Here is a 22,221-nt window from a genome sequence, read left to right on the forward strand (position 1 = left end):
CCACATGGCTGAACCGGACATCCCGCCCTACCACATTATCGATGCTATCGGGCCGCAGGTACCGCTGGTCGTGGCCTCCGCCCATTCGGGGCGGAACTATACCGATGCGTTCCTGCGCATGTCCCGCCTTGGCGCGCACGCCCTGCGCCGCAGCGAGGACTGTTATGTGGAACAGTTGTTTGAAGGTGCGCCGGGGCAGGGGGCGGCCCTGCTGCACGCCACGTTCCCTCGCGCCTATTGCGATGCCAACCGCGAGGCGTGGGAACTGGACCCCACGATGTTCCGCGACCCGTTGCCACCGTGGTGCAACACCACCAGCCGCAAGGTGCGCGCAGGCTTTGGCACGATTGCGCGTATCGTCTCGCGTGATGGGCCGATCTACCCCCGACCGCTCCCCTTCAGCGAGGCGGAAGCGCGCATCCGCACCTGTTGGCAGCCCTACCACGATGCGCTGGCCCGCCTTGTGCAGGACAGGCTGGATCATCATGGTTGCTGCATGGTGCTGGATGCCCATTCCATGCCCGTGGTGGCAGGCCAGCGCGACCAGCCGGATTTCGTGCTGGGCAATGCATGGGGCACGGCCTGCACGCCGCAACTTACGGCGGTTGTGGATCAGGCGCTGCGCCGCCATGGCTACAGCGTAGCGCGCAACGTGCCGTTTTCGGGCGGGTATGTCACCCGCCATTATGGACAGCCACGGCGCGGCGTGCAGGTGATCCAGCTTGAGATCAGCCGCGCGCTTTACATGGATCAGGCCACCTTGCAACGCCATACGGGCTTTGCCCGTGTCCAGGCAGCCGTGATGGATGTGGTGGCTAGCATGGCCCACCATGGCGGCATTCTGGTCACGGGTCAGGCGGCAGAATAAGGGGGCGCGGGGGCGCGGGGGCGTGCCGGGCGGCAGGCCCACTCGCCATGGGTTCAGGCCGTTTTGGGGGCCTCACCCGTCGGGGTCTGGGTATTGACGGCTTCGGGCAGCAGGTGAGCCAGAACCGGCAGGATGGTGGCGGCGGGCAGGCCAGTCTTGTCCACCATGGCCTGGACCTGCTGGTTGCTTAGCAGGCTGCGCAGTTCATCGGTCGAGATAGGTAAGTTATGGCCATCACCGATCCAGGAACGCACTTTATCCCCCAGTCCGGCCTGATCAGCCTGGGCCATCAGGGAAGAGATGGCTGTCGGTGTCAGCAACTGTGACAGATAGGAATGGACCTGCTGCGACAGGCCGGTGGAACCCGCCAGGTCGCTCAGCTTGCCCATGACGTCATTGAATATACCGCTCATCGTGTTCGTATTCCCGTCTCTCGTTCCAATTGGGAATACCATACTACATGACGTACAGTTATATGAAAATTTGATAAAAACAGGACAAAAAAAAGCGGTGCACAAGCACCGCTGAGTTTAGGGAGGAAACGTCCAAGAAGCAGTTGCACACGGCATTCTGCTTCCAGGGATTATGCAGTTTATCACGCAGTTGTGTCAACAAGAAAAAGCGATAGCACGTCAGCGCGCATGGTACATGTGCCATGACAGCAGGGTCTTGGCATCGGTCATGCCGATATGGGGCAACTGGTCCATGTCGATGACATGCAGCCTGATATGCTCGTTTTCGGCGGCAAGGCCGGTCTGACGGTTGGATAGGCGCCGGGCCAGACCCTCATCCACGACCACTTCGGCGTAATACAGACCGATCGCCTCGTCGCACCCGCCGGGTGAAAGCCAGACCGTCGTCAGTTCCACAAGGTCATGCGCCTGCACCCGCAGGTCGGTCCCGACTTCTTCCGACAGTTCACGCAGGGCCGTGCTTTCAAACGCGCCGCCATCCAGCATGCCCGCAGGCAGGGCCAGCATATCCGGCTGGGCTATGGGTACGCGGGCTTCGCGAGTCAGGACGGTACGGTCCGGGTAGCCGGGGCATTTCAGCACCAGCAGGACAGAGACACTGTCACCGCGCAGCATGGCCAGACCGGGTATGGCCTTGCCCTGATGCTGTGCATCGGCCTCGACCATGATGAAACCCATGCGCCTGGGGCCAAAGGCCACCGCATCACGCACCAGCACGTGGCGCAGCGTGAAACGCCTACGCATGCCGTCATACCAGCGGCGGAAATGCGGGGCTTGCAGGACACGCTCATGCAGGGCCGGGTCGATGCCGGGGGCAAACGAAATGTCGCCTGGATTATCCACGGGAGTGCCTGCCTGTCCTGCGTCATCAGATCTGTTGCGTGAATACCCCCGCCATGATGGCGCTCACCTGTGCGCGATAGTCCTGCGGGGTATGTTCGCTTTCCACGCGCCTGAGTGCGTTCTGGCGCACCCTATCCCATAACGCCTGATCCTGATAGAGACGCACGACCTGGGCGGCAAAAGCCGCGGGGTCAGTCACGTCGGCGCATAACATGTCATCGCCATCGCACCAGCCCGCCTGGCGGCACAGCAGGGGGGAGCCGACCACGGGCAGGCCATTGGCCGCCGCCTCGTGCAGCTTGTAGGCAATGCCAGCGGCAAAACGGGTGGGGGCCACGAACACGCGGTGATGGTCATAGACCGGGGCGGTATCGTCTACCTGCCCCAGCAGGGTGACATTGGGGTGCCGGCGCAGCGGGCCAAGGTCCACACGCGGGTTGACATGGCCGCATACGCCAAAGCGGATATCCGGCCCCAACCGTTCCACCAGCAGGGGCAGTACCGCACCACTGAACCATGCCAGTGAATCGAGGTTGGGCGCCGCCATGTCATGCACCGCGCCAAGGAACAGGATATCGCGCCGTCCTGCCCACCCCGGCCCGGTGGGGCGGGACACCTGCATGTGGCCCAGTACTGATACATTATCAAACCCCGCACCGCGCAGCAGGTCGGCTTCGGCCGCGTTCACGGCCACCACCCGGTCGGCCAGGAACAGCGGCGCGAGTTCGGCCTCCAGGCGCGCGGCAAAGGGCTGTGCCGGGGGCTGACCATGCAGGCGGGCATGTTCCTCATCGCGGCAGGCGGCGATGGCTTCGGTATCGACAATGATGCGCCCGGCGGGAATGGCGGCGGCGGCATTGTTGAGGATACTGGCCAGGCGCGCGGCATTGTGGGTGCGCGCGACCCAGATCGCATCCAGGCTGCCCGCGCGCCCTTCAAGAAAGGCGGGAAGGTCGGCCAGTTCACGGTCATGGATCACCTCCACACCGGGGGGGAAGGCCGTGGCCAGTGTCGCCGCATCCTCGGTCGGGCGGTAAACCGGATAGACCGTTACATGGTAGCCCAGACCGGCCAGTGTTGCGATGATGTCGTTCGAACGGGTAAAGCCCGAGCCGAGATGGCGTAGCGGCAGCCTGTCCTCGATGAACAGGATGTGCCGCCCCCCGCCATCGGCATGGCGCGCACGGGCCAGCAGGGCAGGGTGGCGTAGCAGCTTGCGCCGCAGGGGGCGGGCATGGCTGCGGGTGAACAGCGTGCTGTTGCGCGCGATTAATCGTGATGCGCTGGTGGAATCCGACGTACCGCACTCATAATGCACAAGACACACGGTCGGATCGTACATGATGGTGTAGCCCAGCGCGCGGATGCGCATGCACAGGTCCGTCTCCTCGAAATAGGCGGGGGCGTAACCTTCATCAAAGCCCTCGAGTACCTGCAGCACATCGGTGCGGACCATCAGGAACACGCCGGAGCAGAAGTCCACCGCGCGCACGAACCCTGCCTCGGGCACGCTGGGGTGGGCATCGCGCATGTAGCCCTGCACCGAGCCGTCGCGCCAGATGATGCTGCCGGCCTCCTGCAGCATACCATGGGTACGGACCACGCGCGCGCCCACAGCCCCGGTCGTATCCTGCGCGCCCAGGCGGGCCAGCGCGTTGGCAATGGCGCCGAACTGCAGGTCCACATCATTGTTAAGGTACAGCGTGGCTGGCGCGCGCACCCGTGCAAGGGCCGCGTTGCATCCGCGCAGGAAGCCGATATTGCCCGCAAAGCGCAGCACCTCGATGCCCTTCACATGCCGTTCTATGCTGGCCACCCCGTCGCGCGATCCGGAATCGACCACCAGCACCTGCATGGACCCATGATAATTTGCCCGCAGCGAGGCCAGCGTAGACATGGTCATGGCAAACTGGTTGTGGGCGATGATGATCACGCTCAGTTCCGGCGGCGTGTCACTGGTAAAGTCGATCCGCCCACCCAGCAGCAGCGGCAGGCGCACCGTGCACATGTGGCGGAACAGGGCGCGGGTCTGTTCCTCCATCACCGGCGGAGCGGGGGGCGGCCGCAGGTCGGGGCGGGCGGTCAGGTAGTGGCCCAGTCCGTCGCGTGCGCGGCCCGCTGCAAGGTCCGCCTGCACGGACGGGTCGCGCATGTAGGTGGCAAGGTCGAGCATGGAGCACGGCTTGCGCTGCTCGAACACGCCATCATTCAGGTAATGGGCATAGCCGTTGCGCAGCAGGCCCGCTTCCACCGCATCCGCCACATCGGGATTGACCGAGGCATAGAAGGATTCCGAAAAGAACGGCCCCGGATCGAAAGCGCACGGCGTGGGGTTGCACAGGTAATGGTGCAGGGCGCACAGCCACTCCCCCCGGTCGATGGCGGCACGCACCTCGGGATAGGTCTGGACATACCACCCGGCATCGAAATAGACCGACACGGCTGCATCCGGGCCGGCTTCCATGCCGCGCAACAGGTAGTCCACAAATGGGTGGGCAGCCGCCTCCCGCCCGGTGCCGGGCACATGGGCAAGCGCCATGGCGGGGTCGAAAAAGCACGAACCCGCGCGCATCTCCCCATCGCCCACGCGCAGGTAGTGGTCGTAGCCATTGCGGTAGCCCGCACTGTCCATCATGGCCAGCGTGACATCGGGGGCGGCCGCGCGGTAGGCGTGTTCATCAAACAGCCAGTGGGGGCTGTGGGTATGCAGCCCGGCGTGCAGGTAGTGCGCGAACCCGCTGGCCCATGTGCCGTGCTCTATGCCCCGGGTCACTTCGGGGTAGGTCTGACGGTACCATGTCTCATCAAAAAACGCATTGGGAGAATGGCCAAGGGCCGCGCCGTGGGTAGTGTAGAACCCTTCGGTTTCGTCCGCTCCCACGCCCAGCATGTCCAGCAGTGCGGCGTGGCGCGCACGGTACCATGCGGGATCGAACGTGGCCCATCCGGCTGCCGTTTCCGCATGGGTGGAGGAAACAGCCATCATGCATCCCTGTCCTTGATCATGGTCAGGGGGTTATGCGGCACAAAGGTTAATTTTTAATGGGTGCTCCCACCCTGCGCGCAGGGTGGCCCCATGTGTTTATGACCAGCACGCCCGCCATCACGATCAGGCCACCAACCAGCGTGCGCAGGCCAGGCACCTCGCCCGTTAGCATGAAGGCCAGAACCATGGTGACAGGCGGCAGCGTGTACAGCAGCGCCGAACCGCGTGCCGCCCCCATCTCCCTGATCACGAACGTCCATGCCCCGTAGCCGATGGCGGCGGGAAAAACGCCAAGTTCCGCCACCGCCCCCACGCACGACCACGGCGCATGGCGCAGGACCGCGCAGGCCTGCCGCAGCCAGGGCAGCAGCAGGACTGCCCCGATAATAAGGATATAGGCCATGCAGGTCAGCCCGTCATAACGACGCAGGAGCTGGCGCAGGAGGATAATGTAAATAGCCGAGCACAGCGCCGCCCCCAACACCAGCATCGCCCCCGCGCCAAAGGCCATGCCCCCGGCCTGGCCGCCCACGATCAGGCCCACACCGGCAAAGCTGAACAGCGAGCCAAGCCACCCCCAGCCCGTCAACCGTTCCCCCAGCACCGGCATGGCGATTAGTGCCGTCATGAGCGGTGCAGAAGCAATGAGCAGGCTGGCCGCCCCGGCCGGGACCGTGACCTCCCCCATGTTGAACAGGATATTATAGAGTGAAATGCCAATACCCGCACAGGCCACCAGCAGCGGCACATCGCGCAGGGCAGGTGGCGGCGTGCGCCTTGCGACCAGCCACGCCAGCGCAACCAGCGCCGCCAGCGCGTAGCGCACGGCGGCAAGTGGTACCGGCGGCATGTCGCGCAAGGCAATCCGCACGACCGGGTAGGCACTTGCCCAGGACAGGATGGCCACCGCCACGGCAAGAGCAAGGAGGCGGGTCGACAGGGGTGTGTTCATACCACCGCCATAGCAGGAAACCGGACCAGGTGATACCGGCTGACCCATTACGCCCACAGCCCCGTGGCGCGCGGGTTATGGCGCGACCGGGGCAGGGAGAGGCGGGGCTGAAATATCGGCTATTTTCGCGCCAACCACCGCCTGTGCATCGGTCGGGGCAATACCAACCACCAGCCCCTGCCGGCCTGCATTTATATAGACATGAGGCTGCGCCATCGCCACGTCCGACAACACCACGGGCAGTTGCGTTGCCTGCCCGAAGGGGCTGGTGCCGCCGGAGTGGAAACCGGTCAGTTCCGCCGCACGTTCGGGTGCCATCATACGCGCGTTGCGGCCACCGAACAGCCCGGCCACCTTCTTGAAGTCTACCTTATGGTCCGCCGGGACCACAAGGCAGACAGGCGTGGTGCGGTCCACCATCACCACCAGTGTCTTGAGCACACAGGCCGGGTCCGCCCCGATGGCGGCTGCCGCCTGCATGCCGATCAGCCCGCCACCGGGCGCATAATCGTATTCATGCACTGAAAACGGCACGCCATGCCGGGCGAGGAAGCGGGTTGCACTGGTCTGTCCGGTCACGACGGGGGTCCTGATTACGGGTTGCGGGCCTGCCCGCGGAAAAATATGCCACCAAGGGTAAAATAGCACCTCGTGCCATGCAACCGCTCCCATCACATGCCTGGTGGGCGCATGGACGGGGAAGGAAATAGGCTATTTTTATCACAAAACTGCGATTAATCCGGGATTGGAACGGCGCATCCGCAACCACAAGTAGTCAAAATACCAGGATAGATGAATATTTATTATCAATATATCGGTTGTAATGACAACCGCCATATCCGTCTGCGTCGCAACGGAGCAAGGAATGCCGCCACCGGATACGGTTCCGGTCCCAATCCGGACATGATCGTATAATGCCGGGCCAGACATGATATAATGTCGATAAAGAAACATATATCAGTTTGCCCGGTTGCCCAGTTTCAAATGTGAATTGATATGGTTACAGAAAACCTTTATTTCGGGATACCCATACCGGGTTTAGGTGAGCGTGCAATTAAATCATATAATTCAAAGACTTAACAATTATAAAAAGGAAAATATTCCTATCTTTTCTTCTATTGCTCTGGCAGAATTTCCAGAAAATACTGAACAAAACTATATACTGTGAAGTATAAATTAACCAATCCCTGCTTTGATTACGCCTGTTGAGGGCCTGCGCTGCGCCATATGAGCCGGTATTTTGTCTTATTATTTTTAAAAAATTCATAATATGGGCAACGCAGGCCCGCTTTCAAAACTATCGTTTCTTTAATTTTCTACAATCCGGGGTTGTCTTGTTTGGTATTCAAAAAATATTCCTGTCTATACATATGGACATGCTTGCATGATACGTGGCATGTTCCGAAAAAATACATAAATGAAGTACTTAATTGATGTTCGATATCCTGATTTGTGATGCCCATCTGTACCTTGACCGTGACTGGGAAATTGCCGGCGGCTGGATCGCGATTGAAAAAAACCGCATCCATTCCGCAGGTGGTCCGGGGCAGCCCCGCCCGGAAGCCCGCCGGGTCATCAACGCACAGGGGCGGCTGGTCACGCCAGGGCTGGTCAATGCCCATCACCACATGTTCCAGAACCTTACGCGCGCCTATGCCCCCATTGCGCGGAGCGGCCTGTTCCAGTGGTTGCAGCAACTCTACCCCCTGTGGAGCGGTCTGGATGAGGAGGCAACCTACGTATCCAGCTACATTTCCATGGTGGAACTGCTGCTGGGCGGGTGCACGACCTCGACAGACCATATGTACGTACACCCGCGCCCCGGCCTGATGGATGCGGGCTTTGCCGCGGCATACGATGTCGGGCTACGTTTCATGTCCACGCGCGGCTGCATGACCCGCGCGCAGGAAAATGGTGGCCTGCCTCCTGCCGCTGTGGTGCAGGATGAAGACACGATTATGGCCGATTGTGAGCGCGTGGTCGCTCAATTCCATGATCGCGCACCTGGCGCCATGACACGGGTAGCGCTGGGGCCGGTCTCGCTTTTCTCCGCATCCGAGCAGATCATGCGTGATTGTCTTACCATGGCCGAGCGCCATGACCTGCGCCTGCACACCCACCTGGCTGAGGACGAGGAGGAGGACGATTACAGCCTGAGCGTGTACGGCTGCACCCCCACTGAACATTTTGAACGGATGGGCTGGGCTACGCCGCGCGCATGGGTCGCGCATTACATCTACCCTTCCTCCTCCGAGGCGGCGCGCCTCATCCGCGCGGGCGTGAGCATGGTGCAGTGCCCGAGTTCCAACATGATGATCGGTAATGGCAGCGCCGATGTGATGGACCTGCGCGAGCGGGGTATGAATGTGGGGCTGGGCACCAACGGCTCGGCCACGACGGACATGGCCTCAATGTGGATGGAAGCGCGCAATGCCATGCTGCTGGGCCGCATGCGCAATGGCCCGGCTTCCATGGTGGCGCGTGATGCGCTGGACATGGCAACCCGTGGTGGGGCTGCCTGCCTGGGGTGGGGGGACGAGATCGGTCACCTGCGCCCCGGTGCCTGCGCCGACCTGGTGATATGGCAGGACAGTCCCATTGCCATGGCTGGCGCCCTGACCGACCCGGTCGAGGCCTGGCTGCGCTGCGGGCCGATGATGGCGGGCACCACTATTGTCAATGGCAAGGTGCTGGTGGAAGATACCCATCCCCTACAGCCCGACCTTGCCGATGCCCTGCGCCGCCATGCCATACAGGCAAGACGCATCCAGAAACTGGACTGAGCGGTCATCCGCCCCGGCGTCGGGGCAGAGCACGGATGGCGGCAGTCTGCGGGGCAAACTGCACGCCCTGCATATAGTCTGTTGTAAACACTGGTAAAATAGCAATATCCCGCTTTTGTCCACAGGGTTATCTTTCTGACTATCCCCTGAATCTGTGGATAAGCCCCAGCGCGGGCAACTGACCGCCCTCGTGGCCTAATGGTAGCGACAAGGCTGGTTGATGACCGGTGCATTGGCGGACTGGATCACCATAAGCGTGACCGGCCCGTCACCGATATTGCCTGCGTCATGGCCCTTTTTCCCGCGATAGGGACCGTTGGCCATAGGGCGCACGTTCTGGTCTTCGCCAAACAGGATATCGCCCGGACCCATTTCCACACGGGTACCATCCATGGCGCGCACATACCACCGCCCCTGTAGCGGGATGATCCACTGGGGCTTCGGGTCGGGGTGCCATGTGCCGTCCCAGTGGGCGGGCTGGACCGTCATCATCACGGTGGCCACCTGCGGCACCATCGGGTCCTGCCATTGCGGGCCAGCGGGGGGCGACATGCTTTTGAGGAAGAAATCATGCACCGGGCAGGTGGCAATGTGGCTGATGCCACGGTCATCGGTCCATAAATGCCGGTACAGTCGCTGGGGTGGGGGCGGCTGGGTAGTATCGGGCAGGTGTGCGGGTGCGGGGAATGCGGGTGGCCCGGCGGCCTGCGCGGGCAGAGCGGACAGGACTGCCATGGTACAGGCCATGGGCAGGATGGTCATGCGCGGATGCATGGCAATTCTCCTTGGGCGTGGAAAGGCGGGATGTTGCCTGGTAAACGGGCAAAACAGTTTCTGGGTATCGCCTTAATTTTTATACAGGCGGCATTCTTCCCGGCTTTTGCAAAAAGCCCAGCCAAGAAGGCCAGCTTGCTATCGGGTCGCCCCGTAACCCTGGCGTCCGTAACTCAGGCGATAGACCGCGCCCGCCATGTCATCGCTGATCAGCATGGAGCCATCGGGTAGGGGCAGCACATCGGCCGGGCGCCCCCATGCGGTCTGTCCCTGTCGGAAACCACTGACCAGCACGGTGGGCGGCTGGGGCGTGCTGTCCGGGCCAAAATGCACGCTGACCACCTGATAGCCCGAAAGCTGGCTGCGGTTCCATGACCCGTGTTCGGCAATCATCAGGTTGCCATGATAGGCGGCGGGAAAGGCGCTACCTTCGTAAAAGCGCAGACCCAGTGCCGCCACATGCGCGCCCAGCAGCAGGGCAGGGGGCGTGAACGCGCTGCATGCGTGCTGGCTGCCGAACTGCGGATCGGGGATATTGCCCTGATGGCAGTAGGGGTAGCCAAAGGACTGGCCGGGCGTGTCCAGCCGGTCCAGTTCGTCCGATGGCACGTCATCACCCATCATGTCCCGCCCGTTATCGGTAAACCACAGCGTGTCCGTGCCCGGCTGCCAGGTAAAGCCGACCGTATTGCGGATGCCGTAGGCCACATCACGCCGGTCCGTGCCATCGGGCGCCATGCTGATCAGGCGGCCATATTCATGCCCCACATCGCATATGTTGCACGGCGCGCCAATGGGCACGTACAGCCGGTTGTCCGGGCCAAAGGCGATGAATTTCCATGAATGGTCGCCATCGCGGTAGGGCAGGCCATCGGCCACCACCTGCGGGCGGGGCGGGGTGTCCAGATGGTCCTCAATCGCGTGCAACACCACGATGCGCTTCGTGTCGGACACATACAGGTCGCCATTGTGGTAGGCCACGCCCACCGGCATATCCAGCCCGCGGGCAAGGACGTGCACCTTGACCGGGCCGCCGTCATCCACGCCTGTCAGCGCATAGACCGTACCCGCCGCCCGGCTGCCCACGAAAATCGTGCCCCGTGCGCCGCGCGCCATGGCCCGCGCGTTGGGCACATGGCCGGACACCAGGCTTATCGAGAACCCCTGTGGCACCCGCAGCAGGTCCATGCGCGGGTCGGCATGAGCGGCCAGCGGCGCGCACAGCCCCAGCAGGGCGCAGATTGTGCGGAAGGTGGCAGGTATCATGGGGCGATCTCCGTTTACGGCGGGCGGGCGCCGATAGGGCAGTCTCCAGTGGCTTCGTGTGCGCCTGGGGCGCTCAGGACACGATTTCGCGGATACGTTCGGCAAGGGCCGTGGCGGAGTATGGCTTGCGCTCGATCGGCACGTCGTGCAGTTCGGGCGGGATCATGGTGCGGTCGGCATAGCCGGTGGCGAAGATGAAGGGCACGCCACGCGCGCGCAGCGCGTGCGCGACCTCGACCGAACTTTCGCCGCCCAGGTTCACATCAAGGATCGCCACATCGGGCAGGCGCGTGCGGATTGCGCTCAGCGCTTCATAGACCGAAGCCACGGTGCGGACCTGACCGATATGCATTTCCTCTATCGCCCCCTCGGCTTCCATCGCGATCAGGAACTGGTCTTCCACCAGCAGAATGTCGGCATCGAGCACTGTGGTCTCCTTCCTGGCCGCCATGGTGGCGGGGTTATGAACATTGGCCGCCGGTGTGGGGGGCGGGGCAGACTTGACATGCCGGGCAGGCAGGCTGAGCGTGACCGATACCCCATGGGGGCCGTAATCGACCTCCGTCGTGCCGCCCAGTTCGTGGGGGAAGCCACGCTCGATCAGCACGGAACCAAACCCGCGCCGCAGGCGGGACACGACGGCCGGTCCCCCGGTCTCGCGCCAGTGTATGCGCCAGACATCCTGCGTCGCATCGAACGACCATACGATGTCCAGCCGCCCGCGCGCGTGGCTGAGCGCGCCGTATTTGACGGCATTCGTCGCCATTTCATGCACCACCAGCGCCAAAACCGATAGTGCCTGCCCGGTCAGCCATATGCGCGGGCCCGTGCACGTAACGAAACAACGCGCGCGGTAGGGCGCAAGTTCCGCATCAAGCAGGGCATTGAGCAGGCCGCCGCCCTCGCTACGGACGGCCTGATCATGGGCAAGCCCCAGCGCGCTGATACGCCCGCGCAGGCGGGCCACGTGTTCGGCGGGGGTGCAGTCCGGCTCGACAGGCTGGCTGACCAGTGACTGCACGATGGAGAGGATGTTCTTGACGCGGTGGTTCAACTCCTCGTTAAGCATGCGCTGGCGCAGATCGGCTGTGGCGCGCTCGCGCAACTGCAACTGGTGGTAGGCCCCCATCACCTCAATCAGGGCGGAGCGTACAAGGGTGGCCGCCTCCAGGTCATCCCCCGACCATGGCAGTCCTTCGCGCGTGACCCGGTGGGTCCATAGCGCAAACCCGCTGCGCGGGCCGAAATAGACGTTCTCGGGGTTGCCGTTGCGGTCGGGGATGGTGGTATCGGCGCCCCATTTGAGCGTGCGCACCACTTCCTTGCGGAACACCATCAGGTAATCACCCGGCTGGGACGAGATGGGTACGACCATCACGCCTGCGGCCCGGTCGGCGAAGGCCGCGGCTTCAGGCCGGAAAGTGCATAGCCGCGCGGTATGCCAGATCTGGCTGCCCGCATGGGCACGCGCCAGTTCCAGCATGGCGGGCATGGCGTCAGTCGGGGGGTGCGCGCCATGATAGGTCCACTGCCCATCCACCCACAGGGCCGCGCCATCGCATTGTACGAAGGTCAGCATATCAGGCAGGTGCGCCATCAGGTAGGCGGGCATGTCCGCCACGGGGGCGGCGCCCTTGAGGAAGGTCTCGATCAGCGCATGGGTCTGGCGCGTCATGCCCAGCCGCCGGGTGCGCAGCAGGTTGGTTATCTGGAGCGAGAGGAATTCGCCAAACATGCGCGCGATAATGCGCTCGCTCATGTTCAGTACGCGCGCGGTGTGGTGGTGGGCTGCGATCATGCCCCACAACTGCCCGTCCACCATGATGGAAACAGACATGCACGCCGCCACCCCCATGCCGCGCAGGTAGGCGCAGTGCCCCGGCGTGCCCGTGCGCAGATGGGTGTGAGACAGGTCGGCCTGGCCCATGCCGGGCGGGGAGACGAGGGGGATGGGCACGGCTTCCACATCACCGATCACACGGATGAGGTTGGTGCTGTATAGCCTGCGCAGCGGGTCGGGCATGTCACTGAGTGAAAAGTGCTGCCCCAGAAAACTTTCCAGCGTGGGGGTGTGGTACTCGGCCTCCACCCGGCCGGTCCCGTCCTCGGAAAAACGGTAGAGCATGACACGGTCATAGCGCAGCACACCCGCCACCAACCGCACCACGGTGCGGAACAGGCGCTCGGAATCCGTGATTTCACGGATGCGGTCGATCATGGTGCGCAGGTGGGTCAGATAGGTGCCATCGCGGTCGGTGTCGATGGCGGGTTCCCATTCCAGCATGATCTCCCCGCCGGCGGTGTGGATCGCCACGTCAAAGCAGTCACCACCCGGCACGGTCTGGCCAAACACCAGGGCGGGGCGGCGATGGGCCTCGCCATGGGTGGCCAGCGCGTTGCGGATGTTGTGGGTCGCCTCCTGCCCGACCAGATCGGACAGATACATACCCGCCTCCAGCGCCCCCTGCCCAAGGTGGGCGGGCGCATTGGCCGACCAGCGCATGACATGGCTCAGGTGGGCATCACATACCAGCAGCCACCCATGGGGCTGTATCGCGCTGTTAGGCACGGGACGTGCCGCCTGCCATCATGCGCGCAAACCGCAGGCCTGCCGCGCAATATGCTCCGTTGCCTGCCATCATGGCCCCCACCCAGCAGTGGCGCGGCCGCTCCCGCCACCCGTATCGTCCCGCCACGTGGCGGGCATGCCCACCATACGCCCCCGCGCACGGCAAGCCCAGATCCCTTTTACCGGGATCACTTTTATGTGGCCAACCCAACCGGCAGGGGTGACAGCAGACGCTGGCGTGCAGGGCGCGCGACATTACGGTGCATGAGATGCATCATTTCAGGACAGCGCATGTTCACGCTTTGTTAATATGGCGGGGTGCATGAAACATCATGCTGGCTGCCACCCATTACAGTGGCCCGGAATACCCGTAGTCGGGTGTCACATTTCAGCTTCATCCCCGTTCGCTTTTCAGCCAGCAGGAGACCAACAGTCAAATGCCCCGCGACATGATAGACGACATGCAGGTTACGGTCCTGCCCGCGCTGGAACAGACCATTCTTGGCGTTGTCCTGATTGATGAAAACAATACCGTCACCTTCTTCAACAAGGCGGCGGAGGGCCTGTGGCACTGTGTGCGCCAGGACGTGATCGGCCGCAACGTCAACATCCTCGTGCCCCGCAACATCCGCTCCACGCATGATGACCTGATCCGCCACAACCGCGAGACCGGGATCAACAAGATCGTGGGCACCAGCCGCGAGGTTCTGGTTGAACGGTTTGATGGCACCACGTTCTGGGCCAACCTTTCGCTCTCGCGCATCGCGGTAGATGGCAAGATCGGCTACATGGCGCTGATCCGCGACATTTCGCAGGAAGTGGATGACCGCGAGAAGATCCGCCTGCTTTCGCTGGTGGTGCGTGAGACCGATCGTGGCGTTGCCATCCTTGATCCCGAATTCCGCATCATATACGTCAACCGCGCGTTCAGCGATATGTTCGGCTTCGGCCCAGAGCGCGTGACCGGACACGGGCTTTCGGTCATTCTGGCGGGGGATACGACAGATATCGGCATCCTCAACCAACTGCACGAAGGGGCGCGCAACGCACGTGGCTTCACGCTGGACATCCGCGCCCGCCACGCCAGCGGGCGTGACATCTGGGTCTCGGCCGCGATGAACCCGGTGTTCAACAACGAAGGCGACATCGAGAACATCGTCGTCGTGCTGACCGACATTACTGAACAGCACTTCCTTGACAGCCTGCAGCGCGACACGCTGGAGGCGATATCAAGCGACCTTGGCCTGCATGAGGTGATGGACTTCATCTGCCGCCGCATCGAGCACTATATCCCCGACGTAATGCCCGCCATCTACCTGGTGGAAAAGGACGAGCGGCTGAAATGCAAGGGCCGCGCCAGCCTGCCTCTCTCGCTGGTCAAGCTGTACGACACGCTGCCCATCGGGCCGGAAGCCGCATGCTCCGGTGTTGCCGCCAGCACCGGCACCGTGGCCGAAAGCCCCGATATTGCCCACGACCCACGCTGGCACCACCTGCGTGAGCAGACACTGCATAACGGTATCCGCGCCGCGCGTGCCACCCCCATCATATTGCGCGACAACCGCGTGGCGGGCGTGTTCACCTGTTATTCGCGCACCGATCACCTGCCCGATGCCGCGTGCCAGAAGGCCGTGGCCACCAGCCTGCACCTGTGCACACTGGCCATAGAGCGGCACGAGGCGAAGGAACACATCAACCGCCTGTCCGATTTTGACCTGCTGACCAGCCTGCCCAACCGCCGCTGGCTGCGCCAGAACATGGCCCGCATCCTGCGCCGTGCCGTGCGCGGCAATATCATGCTGCTGACCGTGGGCGTGGACAACTTCAAGCATATCAATGATGTATTCGGCCACACGGCGGGCGATGAACTGATTACCCAGATTGGCGGCAAACTGCGTGAGGCCATCTCGATTGATGATACGCTGGTGCGTAGCGGCGGCGACCAGTTCACCATCGTGACCAATGGCGAGCAGCAGCATGCCTCCACACTCAGCGCGTCCATCCTGCGCGCGCTGGCGGTGCCCACCCATATTGGTGATGTGCCGGTCAGCCTTTCGGCCAGTCTGGGCGTTGCCGTACACCCCGAAAATGGCGAGGACGGCGACACGCTGCTCAAGAATGCCGAGACCGCCATGTTCCAGGCCAAGGCCAATGGTGGCGGGCACTGCTGCTTCTTCAGCCCGCGCATGAACCAGCAGGCCAGTGACCGGCTGATCCTGGCCGCCGCGTTGCGTGATGCGATCGCCCATGACCGGCTCCGCCTGTTCTACCAGCCGCAGGTGCATGCGTGCAGCGGCAGGCTGTACGGGGTGGAGGCGCTTTCGCGCTGGATCGATCCTTCGCTGGGCTTTGTCTCGCCCGCGCGCTTCATTGCCGTGGCGGAAGAAACCGGCCAGATCGAGGCGATTGGCAAATGGTCGCTGCGCGCTGCCTGCCGGCAGATGGCGCAGTGGATACGCGACGGGGTGGAAGTGCCGGTGGTGTCGGTCAACCTCTCCCCACTGCATTTCCGTGACGAGACGCTGCCCCGCTTTGTAAGCGAACTGCTGGAAGAAACCGGCATCCCGCCGCACAGCCTGACCATAGAAATTACCGAAAGTACCATGATCGACAATTATGACCGCACCATCCGCGTAGCCCAGCGCCTGCGTGAAATGGGGGTTGGCATGTCGATGGATGATTTCGGCACCGGGTTTTCCAGCCTGTCCAACCTTGCGGGCCTGCCGGTGAACGAGGTGAAGATCGACCGGAGTTTCATGACCGGGCTGGAAAGCATAGAAAAGGTGCGCGCCGTGGTGATGGCAGTGGTACGCATTGGCCAGAGTCTGGGCATGACCGTGGTGGCCGAGGGCGTGGAGCATGAGGAACAGCGCCGCCTGCTGGCGGAAATGGAGTGCGACGTGTTGCAGGGCTACATGTTCTCCAAACCACTACCCGCCGAGGAACTGGCCGCCTGGTTCGCCGCCTACCAGCCCAGCGGCCTGAACGCATAATCCCGCACGGTCGGGACCGACCGCAGGGCAGGGGCGGCTGCCCATGGTGGCAGGGGACAGACCGCGTGACGGAATTCGGCCCACCACCGGGGTGCCATCGGGATGCCCACCGGGGCGCACACGTAGCGTATGGCGTTAAGGGCCATGGTGGGTTAACACGGGGGCCATGCCTGAACCCGCTACAACAGGAATGCCGCCGCGTGAACATTGATGGCCACCTCGTCCTGCCCGACCGGGTCATGCCCGGTCGCATCATGTTCGATACGGCAATTGCCGATGTGCGGCCCCACGCGCATGTGCCCGACCGCTATATCCTGCCCGGTTTCATTGATGGCCATGTACATGGCGGCGGCGGGGCGGATACCATGGATGGCGTGGACGCGATCCGCCACATGGCGCTGTTCCACATGGCGCACGGCACCACCACGCTGCTGCCCACCACCATCACCGCACCATGGTCGGACATCATGGATGCGCTGTACTGCGTGGCCGACGTGATGCGCACAGGCATTCATGGCGGGCCGTCCATTCCCGGCGCGCACCTTGAAGGGCCGTTCATCAACCCGCAGAAACTGGGCGCACAGCCGCCGTTTGCACAGGTGCCGGGGCTTGCGCGCATGGCCGCCGTGCTGCGTACGAACGCCGTGAGGGTCGTAACCATGGCGCCCGAGATCGAACAGGCCGAGTCCGCTATGCAGGCCTTCGTCAATGCCGGGGTGCGGGTCAATATCGGCCATACGCTGGCCGATATTGACCAGGCGGAACGCGCGATCTGCCTTGTATGCGGCCCCGGCGGCACGGTGGGCGGCACGCACCTGTTCAACGCCATGCCCCCCATTACCGCGCGTGCGCCGGGACCGGCCACGGCCCTGATGTGCAGCGACGTGGCCTATGCCGAGATGGTGTTCGATACCCACCACGTCCATCCCGCGCTGTTCCGCCTGGCGCACAGGCTGATGGGCAGCCGCCTGGTGTTCGTAACGGATTCCATGCGCGCCACCGGTGCGGGCGATGGCCCCAGCACGCTGGGCAGGCAGGCGGTATTCGTGGCCGATGGCGTGGCAAGGCTGGCCGATGGCACGCTGGCGGGCAGCGTGCTGACACTGGATCAGGCACTGCGCAACGCATTGCAGGCGGGGGTGTCGCTCCCGCAGGCAGCGGCACTGGTCAGCACCAATGCCGCAAACTGGCTGGGACTGCATGACCGGGGCGCGCTGCTGCCCGGCCGCCGGGCGGACATGGTGGTGCTTGGCCCCGACCTTACGGTGCAGGAAGTGTGGGTTGAAGGCCGTCGCCGGGCCTGAACTCAACCTGCGGCTGCACGGGTCTGGTACCGGCGCACGATAACCACTATAGTTGCGGCAAAGCCCGATGCTGCCCCCAGCCCCAGCGCCCAGCGCGGGCCGAAATGGTTGGCCACCCACCCCATGACCGGCGCCCCCACCGGCGTCCCCCCCATGATAACCGCAAGGCGGATGGCCATCACCCGCCCGCGCATTTCCGGCACGGATGCAAGCTGCATGAAACTGTTGGAACCGGTTGCAAGCGTCAGACTGGCCACCCCCACAAGCGCAAGCGCTGCTGCAAACAGGGCATAACCGGGAGCCAGGGCCGCAAGCAGCCCGCCGGTGCCAAAAAACAGGGCGCTGCCCCCGACCGTGCCCAGTGTCACGCGCTCGCGCCCCGCCGCCAGCACCGCGCCCGCCATGGTACCAACGGCCATGGCCGTGGTCAGCAACCCGTAGCCACCCGCCCCCACATGAAACACGCCTACCGCCATGGTGGAAATGAAGATGGGGAAATTAAGCCCGAACATGCCAACCAGCAGCAGGACCAGCAACATGGTCCGCAGGTCGGGCTGCGCCCAGACATAGCGGAACCCGGCCAGGATCTCGCGCCCGCCACCGCTGGCGCGCACAGGCACGGCACGGCCCCGCAGCGCGGTAAGCGAGAGCAGCACGGCAATGAACGACACCCCGTTGAGCACAAACGCCCATCCCGTGCCAATGGCGGCAATGCACACCCCCGCCGCCACCGGCCCCAGCATGCGCCCCGCGTTGAACGATACGGAATTGAGTGCAACGGCATTGGGCAGGTCGGCAGCGGGCACCAGTTCGGATACAAAACTGTGGCGCGCCGGGCCATCAAAGGCGGCAACCGAACCGAAGGTGAAGGCAAACACACAGACCTCCCACAATCGCGCTGTACTACTTATGACCAGCGCCCCCAGCCCCAGCGCCAGCACGCCCATCAACCCCTGTGTCAGCATAAGCAGCGCACGGCGGTCGAACCGGTCGGCGACATGGCCGGTCCACGGCAGCAGCAGCACCTGCGGCGCCATCTGGCAGGCCATGGTCAGACCCATGGCGGTGGCATCGTGGGCGGTAAGCTGTGTCAGGACCAGCCAGTCCTGTGCCGTGCGCTGCATCCATGTGCCGATATTGGACACCACGGCGCCCGAGGCCCAGATCGCATAATTGCGATGGCGCAGGGAACGGACAACACGCTTGCCCCACGCGGTGGGCAGGGCCAACCGGTTCACCCCCGCGCGGGCATGGCGGTGCCGCCGTGGCGGGGGCACAGGCCGGAAGTCAGGACCATAATCAGGCCATGACGCAGGGCGGGGCAGGGGACAGGCATCAGAAATCTCCGTTTTCTGGTCCGCCGCATGGTTGGCGTTGCCTCATTGCGGCACGACCAGACAGGGAACACACCGGCCAGTGAAAGGACTGCGCGCCACCGCGTCAACCCCGGCCATGCATTTACACTGGCCCGCCGACGTAGAGCGGCCTAATAACAGGGCGTGATGCCCTTTGCTTCAGATGGACCAAGGAACACCCCTGTCCCCATGGCTCCCCACCGCGCCCCTTGTCCCGGCAGGCCTGCCCCATGTCCCGCACGGTCCTGACCGCCTGCCAGGAGCGCGCACTGGCGGAAATACTGGCGGCCCGCGGCACGAGCGCCACCCACCTGCTGACCGGCTATGCCGGCACGGGCAAGACCACGCTCATGCGCCACGTGGCCCGCGCCCTCCGCAAACAGGGGGCGGACGTAGTGTTCACCGCCGCCACCCACAAGGCCACGGCGGTGCTCAGGACGCGGGTGGGCACCCTTGCGCCGTGCCGGACCATCCACAACGTGCTCTCACTCCAGCCTTCGGCACAGGACGGGCGCGAGGTACTGCAACGTGCCGACCGGCCGGAACCCATCACGGCCGATGTCATCATTATTGATGAATGCAGCATGGTCGGCGCGGGGCTGATGCGCTGGGTGCGCGAACTGGTGCCCGACCGTTTTGTGCTGTTTGTGGGCGATCCCGCCCAGTTGCCACCGGTGGGCGAGGCGATCAGCCCATCCTTCGCCATCCGCTCCGCCTCCCACCTGGAAACCGTGGTGCGGCAGGCGGCAGGCAACCCGCTTGTGGCCGCCGCCACCACCATACGCGAAAGCCAGGGCGGGCCGATGGACTGGTCATGGTGCCGCGCCAGCCATCACGAGGGTGCTGGCCTGTTCGTGCCCCGTACGCCCGATGCGTGGATGCAGCGTGCCTTTACATCCGATGAATTCCGCGCCAGCAGCGATGCCTTCCGCTATCTGTGCTGGACCAATGCGCGGGTGGAAGCCGTCAACCGCACTGTGCGGCGCTGGATACATGGCGGCGAGACACCCACCCCTTTCATGCCCGGCGAGCGCGTGATTACCCGTGCCCCGGTGCTGGATGTGGAAGGCCGCCGCGTGGTGGTAGCCACCAACGAGGAGGCGGAAATTGCCGATATTCGCCCCGCCATCCTGCGTCACGCCTTTCCCGCCACGTCAAAGGTGGCGGGATGGACCACCGAACTACCGGTGTATGACGTGATCCTGCGCACCCTGTCGGGCGATGAGACACCGGTGCCCATCCTGCGCCCGGGCGCCGACATGGCCGCCATCGAACGCCGCCTGAAAACCGAGGCCGCGACCGAGCGCGCGCGCTGGCAGCACCGCTTTGTCTTCCGCCGGGGCATTGGCCACCTGCAGGCGGTGTATGCCATGACCGTACACACCGCGCAGGGCAGCACCTTTGGCCGGGTATTCGTGGATGTGGGCGATATTGCCCGCCGCGCCGCCACCAATGTGCTTGAGGCCCAGCAACTGCTTTATGTAGCGGCCACCCGCCCCGCAACGGCCATGATCCTGACCGGCCTGTCCCCCCATGGGGCAGGCAGCACAGGGCAGGGCTAAGGCCCGGCCCCGCCCGGCCCATGGTGCGCTATGGTCACACGGCAAACACGATTTTCTGATCATAACCCGACCAGACCAGCGGGGCAGGATGATTTTTCCGGCGCGTAATGCATAAAGCTTTCATGAAATCTTAAATTATCAGCATGATACTCGATGCTTATGGCGCATAGGGGAAATAGGTATGAAAGCACTGCTTTTTGCGTACCGCATGCGCCCCGATGGTGGTTGTGCGACGGATGCAGCACAATAACGGTCATATTGATCCACTGCCTACAAGGGCACGTTACTTGAAGAAACCGGACTACATGGGTCTGGATGCTGACCACGCGGGCATTCAGGACCATCCCGTGCCACGCCACAGGCGCACAGGCAGGGCAAGGCAGCCAGACCGGACCAATACTCCCGGAATGGCGACAGGCGAGGCAACACGATGCATGGCCGGGCAGGCAGGCCAATGCCGCCCGGCACAGGAGAGACACCACAGGGCGGTTCCGACCCGACGGGCCGCCAGGGGCCGGGCCGCACGACCACGCGCCCATTCCGGTTGCCGCTGCTCCATGCCATGAGGCACGGCGCATGGTACCACCCTGTCCAGATGATGCGCGAGACGGGTGGATAGGGCGGTAAAGTAATGGTTGATGTTTCTTTAATGTAACAATAGAGGGCGCAAAACCGCACGCGCACGCTATACCCACCCCCCGTAAATTACATTCGACAATTACATGAAAGAATAAAGTATATCGGAATACAGGAATACGGACACATTTATTATGCATATATTTTACAAATTAACTTATGGCAGAAATGTGTCATAAATAACAGATAGCCGTAACCCTACCGGAAACCAGAAAACAAATTCATGTCTTTCTCCCAGCTCCCCATTCCTACCGATGGACTGAAACGCAGTTTTTCAGAACGTCAGGAATTCATCACGGAAGATGCACCCGCCAACATGCATTTCCATGTGGTGAGCGGTGGTGCGCGTCTGTTCAAGTCCCTGCCGGACGGGAGACGGCAGATCATCGGGTTTGCCCACAGGGGCGATGTGCTGCCCGCCTATCCGTGCATCCGTTACCCCTACAGCGCCGAAGCGATGCGCGGCATGCAGGTGAGCTGCGTGCCCGCCCCGGTGCTCCATCACCTGCATGAAACATCGCCGGGCGCGTGTGCGGCATCACTGCACAGCGCGCGCCAGTTGCTGGTGGGCATGCATGCCCGCCTGCTCATGCTGGGGCGCCAGACCGCGCGTGAACGTCTGGCCGCCTTCCTGCTCGGGCAGGGAACGCGCATGGGTAGCACAGAACTGTGGCCGGTGGACCCCGCCCTGTCGCGTGCCGACATAGCCGATTTCCTTGGCTTGACAACCGAGACCGTCAGCCGCCTTCTCAGCACCTTCCATCGTGAAAAGCTCATCTCCCGCGAGCGGCGCGCGATCCACATCCTTGACCCTGACCGCCTGCGCGCGATCATGGCCATGCCGGAATGATACCCAG

The 22,221-nt window shown here is 63.4% G+C and carries 16 protein-coding genes; 7 read left to right on the forward strand and 9 right to left on the reverse strand.

Going from position 1 to position 22,221, the window contains the following annotated elements:
- Positions 1–4: 4 nt before the first annotated feature.
- A complete protein-coding gene (locus GLX_RS02115; protein ID WP_041247080.1) occupies positions 5–868 on the forward strand; it encodes an N-formylglutamate amidohydrolase in 864 nt (287 codons plus the stop codon).
- Between the two features lie 53 nt (positions 869–921).
- On the opposite strand, the gene GLX_RS02120 is transcribed toward GLX_RS02115, so the two are convergent.
- From GLX_RS02120 to GLX_RS02140, 5 genes are all read right to left on the reverse strand, one after another.
- The gene (locus GLX_RS02120; protein WP_014104398.1) at positions 922–1,323 is read right to left on the reverse strand and encodes a YidB family protein; all 402 of its coding nucleotides are present in this window, start codon (positions 1,321–1,323) and stop codon (positions 922–924) included.
- 177 nt (positions 1,324–1,500) lie between these two features.
- The gene (locus GLX_RS02125) at positions 1,501–2,184 is read right to left on the reverse strand and encodes an NUDIX domain-containing protein (protein WP_014104399.1); all 684 of its coding nucleotides are present in this window, start codon (positions 2,182–2,184) and stop codon (positions 1,501–1,503) included.
- Positions 2,185–2,209: 25 nt separating this feature from the next.
- Complete coding sequence (locus tag GLX_RS02130) at positions 2,210–5,167, reverse strand: glycosyltransferase (RefSeq protein WP_041247559.1); 2,958 nt, start codon at positions 5,165–5,167, stop codon at positions 2,210–2,212.
- Positions 5,168–5,216: 49 nt separating this feature from the next.
- Positions 5,217–6,122: a DMT family transporter gene (locus GLX_RS02135; protein WP_041247082.1), complete on the reverse strand. Its 906-nt coding sequence runs from the start codon at positions 6,120–6,122 to the stop codon at positions 5,217–5,219.
- 75 nt (positions 6,123–6,197) lie between these two features.
- On the reverse strand, positions 6,198–6,701 hold the full coding sequence (locus GLX_RS02140; RefSeq protein WP_041247083.1) for a YbaK/EbsC family protein: 504 nt from the start codon (positions 6,699–6,701) through the stop codon (positions 6,198–6,200).
- 854 nt (positions 6,702–7,555) lie between these two features.
- Here GLX_RS02140 and GLX_RS02145 point away from each other — a divergent pair.
- Entirely contained in the window at positions 7,556–8,905 is a 1,350-nt protein-coding gene (locus tag GLX_RS02145) for an amidohydrolase family protein (protein WP_014104403.1), read from the forward strand.
- A 195-nt stretch (positions 8,906–9,100) separates the two neighbouring features.
- Here GLX_RS02145 and GLX_RS02150 read toward each other — a convergent pair whose 3' ends face one another.
- The 3 genes from GLX_RS02150 to GLX_RS02160 all read right to left on the reverse strand — a co-directional run bounded on the left by GLX_RS02150 (position 9,101) and on the right by GLX_RS02160 (position 13,514).
- A complete protein-coding gene (locus tag GLX_RS02150) occupies positions 9,101–9,679 on the reverse strand; it encodes a cupin domain-containing protein (protein WP_014104404.1) in 579 nt (192 codons plus the stop codon).
- Between the two features lie 138 nt (positions 9,680–9,817).
- Complete coding sequence (locus tag GLX_RS02155; protein WP_014104405.1) at positions 9,818–10,945, reverse strand: PQQ-dependent sugar dehydrogenase; 1,128 nt, start codon at positions 10,943–10,945, stop codon at positions 9,818–9,820.
- Positions 10,946–11,018: 73 nt separating this feature from the next.
- Positions 11,019–13,514 carry an HWE histidine kinase domain-containing protein gene (locus GLX_RS02160; protein ID WP_014104406.1) on the reverse strand — a complete coding sequence of 832 codons (2,496 nt, stop codon included), beginning with the start codon at positions 13,512–13,514 and terminating at the stop codon, positions 11,019–11,021.
- Positions 13,515–13,951: 437 nt separating this feature from the next.
- Between GLX_RS02160 and GLX_RS02165 the strand changes: the two genes are divergently transcribed.
- Both GLX_RS02165 and GLX_RS02170 read left to right on the forward strand, forming a co-directional pair.
- Positions 13,952–16,507, forward strand: a complete 2,556-nt coding sequence (locus tag GLX_RS02165) for an EAL domain-containing protein (protein ID WP_014104407.1) — start codon at positions 13,952–13,954, stop codon at positions 16,505–16,507.
- A 200-nt stretch (positions 16,508–16,707) separates the two neighbouring features.
- Positions 16,708–17,811 (forward strand): N-acetylglucosamine-6-phosphate deacetylase, encoded by a 1,104-nt coding sequence (locus GLX_RS02170; protein WP_014104408.1) that lies wholly within the window; start codon positions 16,708–16,710, stop codon positions 17,809–17,811.
- Positions 17,812–17,813: 2 nt separating this feature from the next.
- Here GLX_RS02170 and GLX_RS02175 read toward each other — a convergent pair whose 3' ends face one another.
- Positions 17,814–19,040 carry an MFS transporter gene (locus GLX_RS02175; protein WP_041247560.1) on the reverse strand — a complete coding sequence of 409 codons (1,227 nt, stop codon included), beginning with the start codon at positions 19,038–19,040 and terminating at the stop codon, positions 17,814–17,816.
- A gap of 356 nt (positions 19,041–19,396) precedes the next feature.
- On the opposite strand from GLX_RS02175, the gene GLX_RS02180 reads away from it, so the two are divergent.
- The 3 genes from GLX_RS02180 to GLX_RS02185 all read left to right on the forward strand — a co-directional run bounded on the left by GLX_RS02180 (position 19,397) and on the right by GLX_RS02185 (position 22,214).
- On the forward strand, positions 19,397–20,728 hold the full coding sequence (locus GLX_RS02180; protein WP_014104410.1) for an ATP-dependent DNA helicase: 1,332 nt from the start codon (positions 19,397–19,399) through the stop codon (positions 20,726–20,728).
- A gap of 454 nt (positions 20,729–21,182) precedes the next feature.
- Positions 21,183–21,347, forward strand: a complete 165-nt coding sequence (locus GLX_RS18350) for a hypothetical protein (protein ID WP_158309212.1) — start codon at positions 21,183–21,185, stop codon at positions 21,345–21,347.
- 240 nt (positions 21,348–21,587) lie between these two features.
- Positions 21,588–22,214: a Crp/Fnr family transcriptional regulator gene (locus GLX_RS02185; RefSeq protein WP_014104411.1), complete on the forward strand. Its 627-nt coding sequence runs from the start codon at positions 21,588–21,590 to the stop codon at positions 22,212–22,214.
- Positions 22,215–22,221 lie beyond the last annotated feature (7 nt).

The sequence above is a fragment of the Komagataeibacter medellinensis NBRC 3288 genome, from assembly GCF_000182745.2.
GTDB classification, from domain to species: Bacteria; Pseudomonadota; Alphaproteobacteria; order Acetobacterales; family Acetobacteraceae; genus Komagataeibacter; species Komagataeibacter medellinensis.

Excerpts from the sequence above, each read along its gene's own strand:
- GLX_RS02135 (WP_041247082.1), bottom strand. The coding sequence starts at position 6,122 with ATGAACACACCCCTGTCGACCCGCCTCCTTGCTCTTGCCGTGGCGGTG.
- GLX_RS02130 (WP_041247559.1), bottom strand. The coding sequence starts at position 5,167 with ATGGCTGTTTCCTCCACCCATGCGGAAACGGCAGCCGGATGGGCCACG.
- GLX_RS02120 (WP_014104398.1), bottom strand. The coding sequence starts at position 1,323 with ATGGTATTCCCAATTGGAACGAGAGACGGGAATACGAACACGATGAGC.
- GLX_RS02145 (WP_014104403.1), top strand. The coding sequence starts at position 7,556 with ATGTTCGATATCCTGATTTGTGATGCCCATCTGTACCTTGACCGTGAC.
- GLX_RS02185 (WP_014104411.1), top strand. The coding sequence starts at position 21,588 with ATGTCTTTCTCCCAGCTCCCCATTCCTACCGATGGACTGAAACGCAGT.
- GLX_RS02150 (WP_014104404.1), bottom strand. The coding sequence starts at position 9,679 with ATGCATCCGCGCATGACCATCCTGCCCATGGCCTGTACCATGGCAGTC.
- GLX_RS02115 (WP_041247080.1), top strand. The coding sequence starts at position 5 with ATGGCTGAACCGGACATCCCGCCCTACCACATTATCGATGCTATCGGG.
- GLX_RS18350 (WP_158309212.1), top strand. The coding sequence starts at position 21,183 with ATGCCGCCCGGCACAGGAGAGACACCACAGGGCGGTTCCGACCCGACG.
- GLX_RS02165 (WP_014104407.1), top strand. The coding sequence starts at position 13,952 with ATGCCCCGCGACATGATAGACGACATGCAGGTTACGGTCCTGCCCGCG.
- GLX_RS02155 (WP_014104405.1), bottom strand. The coding sequence starts at position 10,945 with ATGATACCTGCCACCTTCCGCACAATCTGCGCCCTGCTGGGGCTGTGC.
- GLX_RS02180 (WP_014104410.1), top strand. The coding sequence starts at position 19,397 with ATGTCCCGCACGGTCCTGACCGCCTGCCAGGAGCGCGCACTGGCGGAA.